The sequence below is a fragment of the Anabaena lutea FACHB-196 genome (assembly GCF_014698305.1).
Taxonomy (GTDB): Bacteria; Cyanobacteriota; Cyanobacteriia; order Cyanobacteriales; family Nostocaceae; genus Anabaena; species Anabaena lutea.
In genome coordinates this window covers 44,583-57,027 of the sequence record NZ_JACJST010000024.1, presented here as the reverse complement: position 1 = coordinate 57,027, position 12,445 = coordinate 44,583, and the positions used below count along the sequence as shown (strand labels likewise).

Genomic DNA, 12,445 nt, shown 5'->3' with positions numbered 1-12,445 from the left:
TTGCCAATCACCAATCACCAATCACCAATCACCATAACTAATGACTAATAACTAACAAAATGAATTCAGGACAACCACTAGGTTCGGTTATCGAAGGTTCACTAACTGGAGGTTTAGAAGTCAGACTACACCCGGATATTTCTGTAGAAGATATGCGGGTGGGTAAATTTTTGGTGGTACAGGGGATGCGATCGCGCTTTTTCTGTATGCTGACAGATGTAGCTTTAGGTGCTGCGAATGCACGTATTGTTGCTAGTCCCCCTAGTTGGGAAGATACATTTTTGCGCGAGGTGTTAGCTGGAAGCGGAACCTATGGAATGGTCAACCTCGCACCAATGTTGATGTTTACCCCTGAATCTCAGGAATCTTTCTCTTCCCCTAATGGTAAATCTGTAAATTCATTTGTTCCGTCTTTCAATGGTTTAGCCTCATTTCAACCACAAACCAGCACGACGATGGAATTGCTCCCCGTCAAAACCATTCCCAGTCACTTTAGCCAAGTCTACGACGCGAATGAAGATGATTTTCGGCGGGTATTTGGTTGGGAAGATGATCCCCACCGGAATAACTTCTCTATCGGTAAACCATTAGATATGGATGTGCCGATTTGTATTGATTTAAATCGGTTTGTAGAACGAAGTAACGGCGTTTTTGGGAAATCAGGGACGGGGAAATCTTTCCTGACTCGTTTACTTTTAGCGGGTATAATTCGCAAAAATGCGGCTGTTAACTTGATTTTTGATATGCACTCAGAATATGGCTGGGAAGCAGTCGCAGAAGGTAAAGAAGTTAACACCGTCAAAGGTTTAAAACAATTATTTCCTGGTAAAGTCGAAGTTTACACTCTTGACCCCGAATCAACTAAACGCCGGGGTGTACGAGATGCTCAAGAACTTTATCTCAGCTATGAGCAAATAGAAGTAGAAGATATTAAATTATGTGGAAGAGATTTAGGACTTTCAGAAGCAGCTTTAGATAATGCCAATATCTTGTGCAACGAGTTAGGTAAATCTTGGATTCCGCAGTTATTCAATATGACTAGTGAGGATATTAAGATTTTTTGTGATGACAAGCCAGGACACCCAGGCTCTATTACTTCTTTACAACGTAAATTGTTACGCTTAGATAGTCTAAAATATATGCGGGCAGTTTGTCCCCAAAACTATATCAATAAGATCTTACAATCTTTAGAAGCTGGGAAAAATGTAGTGATTGAGTTTGGTTCCCAGTCAAATATGCTATCCTATATGTTGGTGACAAATATGATCACCAGACGCATTCACGAGCATTATGTCAAAAGAGCAGATCGGTTTCTCCAAAGCAAGAATCCTTTGGATAGACCAACGCCATTAATGATTACAATTGAGGAAGCGCACCGCTTTCTTGACCCAGGCGTGGTACAAAGTACAATTTTTGGAACCATAGCCCGCGAACTGCGGAAATATTTCGTAACACTTTTAGTAGTTGATCAACGTCCGTCGGGGATAGATAATGAAGTTATGTCCCAAATTGGGACTCGCATCACGGCTTTGCTGAACGACGAAAAAGACATTGATGCAATTTTTACAGGTGTATCTGGTGCTGGGGCTTTGCGCTCAGTATTAGCAAAGTTAGACTCCAAGCAACAAGCATTAATTTTAGGTCACGCCGTTCCCATGCCAGTAGTTGTGCGTACCCGTCCCTATGACTCAGTATTTTACACCGAAATGGGCGACCAAGCCTGGGAAGAAAAATCAGATGCAGAAGTTTTCGCAGCCGCAGAACTAGCTAAAGCCGACTTAGGTTTTTAGTAATTCAAGGGTGATTGGTGATTGGGTTATTAATTTCCCTTTCCTCCCCTGCTTCCCCTGCCTCCTGACTCCTGCCTCCTGCCTCCTAATAAAATTTCGTAACATCCCTCCATCATGGTAGCTTCATAAGTTCGGTTATCCGGCTACTTGCAGGCAACAGAAGAGGGGTTTTTGGAGTCACTATAGATATAGTCAGCGTTTTTAAGGAACTTTAAAACCAAATTAAGCAGTCAGCCCATTTTGCTTTATAATTGTGAGATTTATCTGGGCTACTTTACTATCCGCCAGATCTGCCGTACTATAAAAGAAGTAAAACTCATACTGACTTCGTGTTTTATCGCTGCTACCAGCAGCCGAAGAAAAGAAGAATTCTTGAAAACAAAGCAGTGTGCTTCTAAGAGATTCCAAAATTGAGGAAGGGGAGGGGAACCCATTCCAGGGGACTACCGTCTGGAAAACGGCTATATAAATTAATTGCTTATGGTAGCTCACCTATATCTATTGATGTTTATACCACCCTTTTCAATCCGCCCTAGTTGAGAAAAGATACATTTTGTTTAGGGAGTAGAGGACAACGCACCAATGCCTACTGTTAACACCCAAACTGAAAACCTGAACACCAAATTCACAGCTGATATGGTGCGAACCTATCTGCGGGAAATTGGTCGTGTACCTCTGCTAACCCGTGAGCAAGAGATTGTTTATGGGAAGCAGGTGCAACAAATGATGACACTGCTGGAAGCTAAGGAAGCTTTGGCAAAGAAACTAGACCATGAACCTAGTTTACCAGAGTGGGCTGCCCATGTTAATCAATCTGAACCCGATATCAAGCAGACTTTGGCGCTTGGTAAAAGAGCCAAGCAAAAAATGATTGAAGCCAATTTACGTTTGGTTGTAGCTATTGCGAAAAAGTATCAAAAAAGGAATATGGAATTTCTGGATTTAATCCAGGAAGGAACATTGGGATTAGAAAGAGGGGTGGAGAAATTTGATCCCATGCGGGGTTATAAGTTCTCAACCTATGCTTACTGGTGGATTCGTCAAGCGATTACGAGAGCGATCGCACAACAAGGTCGCACCATCCGTCTACCCATCCATATTACCGAGAAACTGAACAAAATCAAAAAAGTGCAGCGGGAATTGGCGCAAAAGTTAGGAAGATCTCCTACACCTACAGAAATCGCCAAAGAACTGGAATTAGAACCTGCTCAGATTCGTGAGTATCTGAACATGGCGCGTCAACCAGTTTCTTTAGATGTGCGAGTTGGTGATAACCAGGATACCGAACTGCAAGAAATGCTGGAAGATGACGGTCCATCGCCAGAATATTACACCACTCAGGAATTCTTGCGCCAAGACCTAAATAACCTATTAGCAGAACTCACCCCCCAACAGCGAGAAGTTGTGGCTCTGCGCTTTGGTTTAGAAGATGGTAATGAAATGTCTTTGGCGAAAGTCGGTGAGCGGTTGAACCTCAGCCGTGAGCGCGTCCGTCAATTAGAGCATCAAGCTCTTGCTCATTTACGTCGCCGTCGAGCCAATGTTAAAGAATACGTTGCGAGCTAAAATGCAACCGCGCAGCAGCGTGTTCTTTCATATCCGAACAATGAGCCTCCTGAATCCAGGGGGCAATTTTTTTGTTAGTTGTCAGTTGTTATATCATGTCCGTTTGTTCGCGTAGCGTCTCGTTAGAGATATAGTTAGTTATCAGAAAAGTTGTATTTTTAAAGTAATCTATTGTTATAAGTGAAAATATAATTTTTTTATGAATCAACCTAATTTTCAACGTGCTAATACTCTCAAAGCTGCTTTTAATGCTTGTACTTTAGAACCGCTAGAAGGGGAAGATATAGAAAAATACTATGTTGATTTATCAGCAGTACGTAAAACGTCAGCAGTTGATGGTGTAAGTACAATTTTAGACTTTCAAGAACCAGCCAATTTCAGCACTATTTTATTTACTGGTCATCGTGGTTCTGGTAAAAGTACAGAATTAAAACGGATTCAAAAACTATGGGAAGAAAATTATCATGTGATTTATTTAGAAGTGAATGAAGAAACAGATATTAATGATGCTAATTACACAGATTTATATTTAATAGTGATCAAACAAGTTGAGTTTGCTTTACGTAAATTAGGCTTGAATTTTGATAAAAAGTTATTAAATAGTTTTGAAAAATGGTTTAAAGAAATTACTAAAGAGAATGAAGAAAGCGTAGAAAAATCTATTAGTGTAGAATCAGAAGCTAGTTTAGAAGGTGGTGCGCCATTTATTGCTAAATTAATGGTGAAGTTATTGGCACAAATTAAAGGTTCTGATAAACAAAAAACTACAATTCGCCAAACTTTAGAAAAAGATATCTCCCGCCTCAAAGCAGATATTAATTTATTACTAGATGACGCTTATGTTAAATTGCGGAAAAATTACCCAGACTATAAGGGATTGTTGATTATTTTTGATAATTTAGATCGCATTCCGCCAGGAGTTGCAGATCATTTATTTTTTGATTACGCAGCCCAATTACAAGAACTGCATTGTACAATTATTTATACAGTTCCTATCTCTGTTTTGTGTTCGCCCAAAAATCCCCTATCTTTGTTTAATGGTAATCCTCACATTGTCCCAATGGTGAATATATACCAATTAGACCGAAATATTTACAATTTAGACTATAACCAACCGGGACTACATGCAATAGCAAGTTTAGTAGAAAAACGGGTAGATATTGATGCTGTGTTTAATTCTCGTGCAGAATTGCTAGAATTAGCTAAAGCCAGTGGTGGCCATGTGCGTCAACTCATGCAAATGATGAGATCAGCTTGTCAAACAGCCAGCACTAAAAAGCATCCTAAAATTTTGGCAGAAGATATTATTTATGCTGTAAAACAACAACAATTTAGTTTTGAAAGATTTATTCCCAATGAGCATTATCCATTGTTGGCGCAAGTTTGTCTTAATAAAGATGTGAGTAAAGATGAGATTGGACAGTTAATGCTGTTTAATACTTCCGTTTTAGAATACAACGGTGATAACCGATGGAATTATCCTAACCCAGTGGTAATGCAAAATGAATTCTTCAAACAAGCACTGGCAGAAATTACAACCTGATTTTAAGGGTGAATTGGGGCAATTTATCGCTCTGAATGAAGATATTTTTGCGGAATTGTTGACTTTTATCGACTTTTCTGAAAAATTCACTTTGGGATTTATTGAAATTAATTTTCCTCCCGATGGAGAGTTATTAATTGCAGCATTAAAAACAAATTCCCAATGTGAAGAAATTCAATTTGTAATTCTCAATTTTGCTGACCCAAATTTACGCTTTTTACGCGATGAAATCGTAAAAGAATTGCCAAAAATTCAAAGAGAGGCAAATAAAAAATTAGTATTAATAATTCAAGGTTTAGAAAAATCTATTGGTATTTCTGGTGAATATCCACCAGTTTTACAAGATTTGAATTTTGTACGGGATGCTTATAAAAGAACAGTACCTCATCCTATATTATTTATTTTACCAGATTACGCTATTAACAGATTAGCTAAATTTGCCCCTGACTTTTGGGCTTGGCGTTCTGGTGTATTTAGATTTAAAACTTTAGAAACAACCAGAGAAAATGCCATTGCTCAAACTTTGCAAGCTGAAAGAGAAATTGACAGAGTAAAACCACAGGAAAAACAAGAAAGGATTGAGATTTTACAACGTTTATTAATGGAATATAAGCCTACCTGTGAAGGAGTAACTAATGGCAATTTACGCAGGTATAGTAATATTTTATTGGAGTTGAGTACAGCTTATATTAGTCAGCATCAACCGGAAACGGCTAGGGAATATTTAGCAGAAGCTTTACAAATTGTGGGAAAATTAGCAGATGTAAATTTAAAATATAATGTCTTAAATAAAATTGGTGATGCTTATAGAGAGGAAAGGAAGTTTGAAACAGCAATTAATTATTATGAACAGGGTTTAGATATTGCTAAAGAATTAAAAAACCGTAATGGTGAAGGTTATGCTTTATTTAAGTTAGGTAATGCTTATTTAGATTTAAGGAATTTTTTAGAAGCTAGAAAATATTATCAACAGTGTTTAGAAATTGAGAAAGAATTAGATCATATTGATAACCAAGCTAAAATATACCACAATTTGGGAATAGTAGCCCAAAATTTACGTGAATATGAACAAGCACGGGGCTTTTATCAACAAGCTTTAGATATCTATATCGAATATGGGGATAGACATTCTCAAGCTGGAACTTACCACCAGTTGGGAATGATAGCTAGAGAATTAAGAGAGTATGAAAATGCAAGACACCATTATCAACAGGCTTTGGATATCTATAGTGAAGATGGAAGTTCCTATGAACAAGCCACAACATATCATGAGTTAGGAATATTTGCCCAACAATTAGGGGAACATGAAGAAGCAAAACACTATTATCAAATGTCTTTAAATATTTACAAAGAATACGGAGCTAATTATGCACTGGCTAAATCATACCATCAGTTAGGAATGGTAGCCCAAAAGATGGGTGAATATGAAGAGGCAAGACAATATTATCAACAAGCTTTAGATATCAAAAATCAGTATGATGATAGGTATCATCAAGGTTTAACTTACCATGCTTTAGCACTGTTGGCACAAGCACAGAAAGATTGCAAAGCAGCAATAGAAAACTGGCAGAAAGCGTTAGATATATATGTTGAATATAACGACGAATATCGGGCGAATATTGCGAGGGAAATTTTAGAGAAATTACCAGATTGATGGAAAAGAGATCATTTTTTCAAAGTGCTTATCATTAATGTTTATTTATTCATGACAATATAGCCGTAGGATGAACAGCTATAATTTCCGAGTAACGAGCAAAATCCTTAGTGTTAAATGTCAAAATATGAGTTATCCCATGAACAAGCATTGCAGCTACAAGTCTAGCATCATGCACATTAATACCAATAACCGAATGAGTAATAACAAGCCGTTCCCATTCTGAATAAACTGCTTCGGTATCTAAACAAAGATGAAAAATAATTTTTAATCGTTTTATCTCTACTTCTGTTTCTAGTGCTGTGCGTCCTAATCCATTTCTCTCAATGGGACGAGTGTAAACATTCCAAAACTCAATTAAGTTTTGCGGGACGATATGTAATGTTTTCCGCTGACCTAGTAATGTATTGATAGCATTGACAGCATCACTATTCATGGGATGAGATAAATCAACGCTACGTAATAATATATTTGTGTCTAGAAGATAAGGCATTTAACCTCTGTCACCATAAATACTTTCTCGGCTGATTGCTTCATCAGAAAGGTTTGGTAAATTCAGATTTCTGTGACTTTCTACCCATCCTTGAAATGCAGCTATCTTTTGTTCTGGAGTAGCAGTTTCATCTACCTGAGTTTCTTGTTGCGGTTCTACTAATTGTGTCAATATTCTATCTAAGTAGGGTTTAATTTCTTCAGGATTACGGTTAGTGATATTAGCCAAAATTTGAGTGATTGTTTCCAAATCCTGTTTATGTGATTCTTGGAAAAAATGCAAAACTTCTGTATTCATAACTTGAGTTATTTGTGAATATTTCACTCTGGTAATCCAAACTTAGCTCTAACTTCCTGTACAGAAATTAATCTACCAGCTTGGCTGTCAGCAAGTCCAGCCTCAACTACTTGCCTAACATAAATCTCATACATCAAGTCATCCCAAGTAAAATTATCAGGTAATCTGTCAATTAATTTTCTGGCTTCAGTTTTAATGTTTGATTTTTCCATATTTTTAGCTCAAGTCTAGCTCTTTGATTACATTGTAAGCTGAAAATTAAAATCCCATATATTTGTGTAACGCACTCTATCAGGACGGGGAAACCCCGCCCCTAAATAATAAATTATTGTGCTGGGGGTAAAGTTCCACCAGTATTAGCCGGGGGTTCGGTATAATCGCAAAAGATATTTACCCCTATTTTCAGGATATACAAAACTATAACAGTCGCAATGGCCGGATCAAGAGGTAAGCCGTTAGCTGAAGCTAAACTCACTAAAGAAACTATCGCACCTGTGAGTAAAGGTGAACTACCGGGATTTTTCGTATATTCTTTGATTTGACCACGAAACCCATCATCGCCGCAAAGTTCATTTCGCAGGTTTTTCAGGGTGATTTGCAATAGTGACCTACCTTCCCCCATGATCATTTGACCATTTTTGTCTTGCCATAAATCTTGAAAAGCCGTTTCCATGTTGCCATTGTGCTTTTCTAAATGATCCATTGCTTCCAGTCCGGGGGTATAATCGGGCATTAATTCCCGCATAGCTTGGATTTCGCCGCTAGTGATTTGCATAAATGGTTCAGTCTTTTTACTGAGTGGTGTGGAAATTAACTACATCTCAGAGATTAGCATTTCACTTATCCCATAATTTTCCCTCATCTCGTCCGAAATCCCCAGACTTGCTGTTGTAGTTAACAATAGCCAAGCAAATGGGACTGTGGGCGCAATCTCGCTGATCACAATTTGCTTATACAAATCACAAAATGTAATAAAATTGGCTTTACTCAAATCATTCGTATTGTTTTCCACTGGAAATGATATTTAAAAATGTCAAAATCAAGTTATATCAATATCGATTTGATTGCTAAGTTAAAAAATATATTTTGTATCCCCCAAATGGGTGAATATCTTGGCTGAAGCATAAATTTATCAAACAATGATATATTTCAAAATATCAACTAAAAATCTATAAAAACGGTCTTTTTAGATGGTTTTTACTCTAGATAATATATAGAACCTTTGAGGGAATCACAAAATATCAGTGTTTAGTTATTATTTACGCTAGTAACAGGACAATCATTAATTTTGTTACAGGAGAAATCACGTGCTTAACAACATTTCTAAGTTTATTACTCCAGGTCAGTTAAAATTTGCAGGTGTTGGCTTACTTGCTACTTTTAGTCTTGTAGGTTTGGGTGCTTTCAGTGGACAGAATAAAATGTTGCTGACATCTACAGCAGTAGCTGCAAATTTACAACTATCTACGAATCAAATTCAGAGTAGTGAGAAAACCTCTCTTTTGTCTAAACTCAGAGAAATCAGAGATCAAAAAAGTCAACTACAGACAGATGAGTTTGACAGTAATAACTTAGAAAAAAGTGAGCAAGTTTCTTCAGAAGCAGAGAATAAAAATGTCAACATAGTTCCCACAACTAGAAACAACTTGGGACTATCAGTACCAGCAAATTTACCCCAAAGAGATGGAATTTACCTCTATGGTCAGTCATCAGCACCAAACCAGATGGGACAAGGCTATATTGTATTTCAAAAACAGCAAGGTCAGGTAATAGGTGCATTGTATATGCCGAATTCTGAGTTTAGTTGTTTTCAGGGTACGATCGCTAACTCAGGAGAATTGGCAATGACTGTAAGGAGTTCTCTAGGTGAAGTTGGTGCAATTCAGGTGTCCACAACCAGTAGGATACCTCAACTTACGAATGATGATTCAATCACTTACGCTTACTCAGTTGCACTGCAAGATTATCGTCCGCTCAAAACTATCAGTGCTAATGACAGAAAGATTTTACAGATGTGTAATCAACAGTAATGTTAATATACTGCAAACATTTCACAGTGTAACCAAACAGGGAACCCCTCTGTTAAACCTCTCCCTGCACCCCTCCCTAACCTTCCCCTATAAGGGAGGAAAGAGGAGAAACTTTTAATACGGGAGAGGCTTAGAACTTAGTATTTGTATTAGATAAAAAGTAAGGTTTCTAGTGCAGCTTGGCAGAAATAACTATGAAAAAAATTTATCTCTTGCATCCTTGCACTAGCCCCCGTTTAGCTTTGGGATTAATCTAAAATCCAAAATCCAAAATCTAAAATCCAAAATTGATTAACGTGATTAATATTCAATTCCGGCTTGAGCTTTAACACCTTGATCGCGGAAAGGATGTTTAACAAGCGTCATTTCAGTGACTAAATCTGCCTTTTCCATTAAGGCGGGTGGTGCGCCTCTACCTGTAAGAATTACGTGTTTATCAGGTGGTTTTTGCTCTAAACCGGCTAAAACTTGCTCAATTTGTAAATAACCGAGTTTGAGAGCAATATTAATTTCATCCAATAGTACCAATTTAAAGTCTGGGTTACGGATGAATTCTAGGGATTTATTCCAAGCGGTGCTGGCTTTGTCGAGATCGCGATCACGGTCTTGAGTTTCCCAGGTGAAGCCTTCACCCATAGCGTGGAATTCTAATTGGTCAGACCAATGACTGAAAGCTCGCTTTTCGGAAGGTTCCCAGGCTCCTTTGATGAATTGAACTATTGCTACTTTGTACCCATGGCCAAGCGATCGCATCACCATTCCCAAAGCCGCAGTGGTTTTACCTTTACCATTACCTGTGTTGACAATAATTAATCCTTTTTCTGGTATGGCTTTAGCTATTCGTTGATCTTGTACTTCCTTACGTCGCTGCATCTTTTTGCGGTACTGTTCATCACTCAGGGATGATGACATTACCTCATCAATCAACCGCGAAATCTCTGGATCGGAATTTAATTCTTGGGGTGTGTCGTTTTTCATTACCTTTGTCAAAAAATAGGTGTTACAACTAGGGAAATAAAGTATAAGTTCTGGGTTTATACAATTTGGCTAAAATTGTATTTTTTATATATCTATTAAGATTACAATAAAAAATCTCAAAAATATGTTAGTTTTTATAACATTATTTTCAAGTAATTCAGGAAGAGACTTCCAAATAAAAAATATCCCATCACTTGCAATGACGAGAGCAGTCGTTAATCTAGATTTAATCAACTCTAAATGAAACTTCAATTGTCAACCACATCAATGAAAAGGTAGATGATTTCCATGTCACCACATTTGGAACCGCGATCGCCTTGGGCAAATCTTTTAGGTGAGAGATCATTAATGCGATCGCGTTTGACTTAGAGTAGGATCTGCGGTAATTTGTCCTTAATACAGCACTTTTGTTTTTAACTGGACTTTAGACTATTTTCAAAAATAAACCCGCAAAACCCTTATTCTAAAAGGCTTTCATCATTTATGGGCTTTTGAGGATGATAAAATCTAAAATCCTTGCTGGGTATGGGTTGTAGTCTTAAAAATGGAATTTAGTCTAAACTCCAGTTTTAAAGTACCACACCTACAATATTATGTAAAAGGTTGATGGGACAAGGGTTATAGGATTCCATTTTGTACCAAATCGCTACACAAAGTGCTGTATCTAAATTAAAGTTACAAGCCCTAAATGACATTCCGAAATCGGTCTTCTATTCGAGTAACAGGAGTAACTACAATATGACATTACTACGCGCTTTTTTAGTAGTTTCTACACTGCTCATTTTTACGGTATCAATTTATGCCATAGTCACGAGGGGTATAAATTTTCCAGCCGTCTATTTTGGCGACCTGCTGAAGCTTGACTGGCGAGCTCAGTTCAACACGGATCTTTTGATTTTTCTCTGCCTAACAGCAATCTGGGTTACGTGGCGAGAGGGATTTACCCCCAAAGGGTTTCTCTTCGGCTTTCTGTGTCCTTCCGTTGGTGCCATGTTCGTATGTCCCTATTTGCTGTTGGCAACCTACAAAGCCAATGGCGATCCAAAGGAGTTGCTACTAGGCGTACATACTGACAAGTGACCGAGGTGACTTTAGATCAAACTACACTTACCTAGCGGCAAATTGATTTTTGCAGCGTTACTAGTATGAAAACCTGATGTTTGAGATCAGGGTGAATTTGTTGCTTGAAGATTAATGTTCATGTTCAGGTCGGTTGGATTGCGATAGCTGCGCTCGCCGTACCCCTCCGGAGAAGCAAGCTACGCGAAGCGTCTCGTAGAGAAGGCATCGCATCTTTCCATTAACGCCAGATTCCTAACACCAGGATTGTTCTCCGGGAGGATTGTGTAGTAACTCCCGAATATTGGCTTCGATCACCCTGTAGCCCACATTACCATTAAGTCTCTGCCGTCCTTCATTAAAAATCAGAGTGGGGCTGACTGTAACCGTATGCTCTTTGACTAATTCAAAATCCTTGGATAGCTGGGCATAAGCCTCACCACTATCGATTTGCGCTTGGATAGCGGCGATTGGGAGTCTTAACTCCTCCGCAATTTCAAATTGCACCTTGCGGTCAGAAACGTTTGCCAGTTGGGTAAAAAACGCCTTCCGAAATGCCCAGGTGGCTTTTTCAAATACCTGTTGATCTGGCTCTACCAAACCATTCGCTTCTACTAATTTAATGGCATGGAGAAACAAATGACAAGATGTGGATGAAGGTGGTGTCACCTTAGTCCAAATATCAGGATGAACAGTGATGTGATCAAACTTTTTCCCAACCTCCTGAACATGATCGCTGTATCCTTGCAATCCACCTCTTTCTCTCCATCGGTTCTCCAGCTTTTCACTAGCTACACCAAAGACAGGGACAAAGTGATGTGCAATAGCAATCTTGTCTTCAAAGGTTGTTTTCAACTCATCCAGACGGATTTGAGCAATATAAGCCCAAATGCAGAGAACATCAGAAAAGTAAAAAATACGAATGGGTTCCATAAGTAATTAAAGTATTAAACCAAACATGATATTACTGAACAGTCTATGATTTGTATCGAGCAATATTGGCAGAATTCCTTAAAAGCTAGATAACATTATATT

At 38.2% G+C, this 12,445-nt stretch carries 12 protein-coding genes; 6 read left to right on the top strand and 6 right to left on the bottom strand.

Features of this window, described 5'->3' with window-relative positions; genetic code table 11:
- The first annotated feature begins 59 nt into the window (after positions 1–59).
- From H6G59_RS21550 to H6G59_RS21535, 4 genes are all read left to right on the top strand, one after another.
- Complete coding sequence (locus H6G59_RS21550; protein WP_190718208.1) at positions 60–1,790, top strand: helicase HerA domain-containing protein; 1,731 nt, start codon at positions 60–62, stop codon at positions 1,788–1,790.
- 582 nt (positions 1,791–2,372) lie between these two features.
- Complete coding sequence (locus H6G59_RS21545) at positions 2,373–3,356, top strand: RNA polymerase sigma factor, RpoD/SigA family (protein ID WP_190718205.1); 984 nt, start codon at positions 2,373–2,375, stop codon at positions 3,354–3,356.
- Positions 3,357–3,555: 199 nt separating this feature from the next.
- On the top strand, positions 3,556–4,899 hold the full coding sequence (locus H6G59_RS21540) for a P-loop NTPase fold protein (protein ID WP_190718203.1): 1,344 nt from the start codon (positions 3,556–3,558) through the stop codon (positions 4,897–4,899).
- The gene (locus tag H6G59_RS21535) at positions 4,859–6,553 is read left to right on the top strand and encodes a tetratricopeptide repeat protein (RefSeq protein ID WP_190718201.1); all 1,695 of its coding nucleotides are present in this window, start codon (positions 4,859–4,861) and stop codon (positions 6,551–6,553) included. Before H6G59_RS21540 ends, H6G59_RS21535 begins: the two co-directional genes overlap by 41 nt.
- Before the next feature lie 49 nt (positions 6,554–6,602).
- Here the strand turns inward: H6G59_RS21535 and H6G59_RS21530 are convergent, their stop codons facing one another.
- The 4 genes from H6G59_RS21530 to H6G59_RS21515 all read right to left on the bottom strand — a co-directional run bounded on the left by H6G59_RS21530 (position 6,603) and on the right by H6G59_RS21515 (position 8,118).
- Positions 6,603–7,046 carry a type II toxin-antitoxin system VapC family toxin gene (locus H6G59_RS21530; protein WP_190718199.1) on the bottom strand — a complete coding sequence of 148 codons (444 nt, stop codon included), beginning with the start codon at positions 7,044–7,046 and terminating at the stop codon, positions 6,603–6,605.
- Positions 7,047–7,343, bottom strand: a complete 297-nt coding sequence (locus tag H6G59_RS21525) for a hypothetical protein (protein ID WP_190718197.1) — start codon at positions 7,341–7,343, stop codon at positions 7,047–7,049. It lies immediately after the preceding gene.
- A 23-nt stretch (positions 7,344–7,366) separates the two neighbouring features.
- Positions 7,367–7,555, bottom strand: coding sequence for a hypothetical protein (locus tag H6G59_RS21520; protein WP_190718194.1), 189 nt, complete (start codon positions 7,553–7,555; stop codon positions 7,367–7,369).
- 113 nt (positions 7,556–7,668) lie between these two features.
- Positions 7,669–8,118, bottom strand: coding sequence for a hypothetical protein (locus H6G59_RS21515; protein WP_190718192.1), 450 nt, complete (start codon positions 8,116–8,118; stop codon positions 7,669–7,671).
- A 532-nt stretch (positions 8,119–8,650) separates the two neighbouring features.
- On the opposite strand from H6G59_RS21515, the gene H6G59_RS21510 reads away from it, so the two are divergent.
- Positions 8,651–9,373, top strand: coding sequence for a hypothetical protein (locus H6G59_RS21510; protein ID WP_190718189.1), 723 nt, complete (start codon positions 8,651–8,653; stop codon positions 9,371–9,373).
- Between the two features lie 300 nt (positions 9,374–9,673).
- Here the strand turns inward: H6G59_RS21510 and cobO are convergent, their stop codons facing one another.
- Complete coding sequence (gene cobO / locus H6G59_RS21505) at positions 9,674–10,351, bottom strand: cob(I)yrinic acid a,c-diamide adenosyltransferase (RefSeq protein WP_127054942.1); 678 nt, start codon at positions 10,349–10,351, stop codon at positions 9,674–9,676.
- 738 nt (positions 10,352–11,089) lie between these two features.
- On the opposite strand from cobO, the gene H6G59_RS21500 reads away from it, so the two are divergent.
- The gene (locus tag H6G59_RS21500; protein WP_190718186.1) at positions 11,090–11,431 is read left to right on the top strand and encodes a hypothetical protein; all 342 of its coding nucleotides are present in this window, start codon (positions 11,090–11,092) and stop codon (positions 11,429–11,431) included.
- Between the two features lie 234 nt (positions 11,432–11,665).
- Here the strand turns inward: H6G59_RS21500 and H6G59_RS21495 are convergent, their stop codons facing one another.
- Positions 11,666–12,343 carry a DsbA family oxidoreductase gene (locus H6G59_RS21495; RefSeq protein ID WP_190718183.1) on the bottom strand — a complete coding sequence of 226 codons (678 nt, stop codon included), beginning with the start codon at positions 12,341–12,343 and terminating at the stop codon, positions 11,666–11,668.
- Positions 12,344–12,445: the final 102 nt, after the last annotated feature.

Coding starts and splice junctions, on each gene's coding strand:
- H6G59_RS21550 (WP_190718208.1), top strand. CDS start 60: ATGAATTCAGGACAACCACTAGGTTCGGTTATCGAAGGTTCACTAACT.
- H6G59_RS21545 (WP_190718205.1), top strand. CDS start 2,373: ATGCCTACTGTTAACACCCAAACTGAAAACCTGAACACCAAATTCACA.
- H6G59_RS21540 (WP_190718203.1), top strand. CDS start 3,556: ATGAATCAACCTAATTTTCAACGTGCTAATACTCTCAAAGCTGCTTTT.
- H6G59_RS21535 (WP_190718201.1), top strand. CDS start 4,859: ATGAATTCTTCAAACAAGCACTGGCAGAAATTACAACCTGATTTTAAG.
- H6G59_RS21530 (WP_190718199.1), bottom strand. CDS start 7,046: ATGCCTTATCTTCTAGACACAAATATATTATTACGTAGCGTTGATTTA.
- H6G59_RS21525 (WP_190718197.1), bottom strand. CDS start 7,343: ATGAATACAGAAGTTTTGCATTTTTTCCAAGAATCACATAAACAGGAT.
- H6G59_RS21520 (WP_190718194.1), bottom strand. CDS start 7,555: ATGGAAAAATCAAACATTAAAACTGAAGCCAGAAAATTAATTGACAGA.
- H6G59_RS21515 (WP_190718192.1), bottom strand. CDS start 8,118: ATGCAAATCACTAGCGGCGAAATCCAAGCTATGCGGGAATTAATGCCC.
- cobO (WP_127054942.1), bottom strand. CDS start 10,351: ATGAAAAACGACACACCCCAAGAATTAAATTCCGATCCAGAGATTTCG.
- H6G59_RS21500 (WP_190718186.1), top strand. CDS start 11,090: ATGACATTACTACGCGCTTTTTTAGTAGTTTCTACACTGCTCATTTTT.
- H6G59_RS21495 (WP_190718183.1), bottom strand. CDS start 12,343: ATGGAACCCATTCGTATTTTTTACTTTTCTGATGTTCTCTGCATTTGG.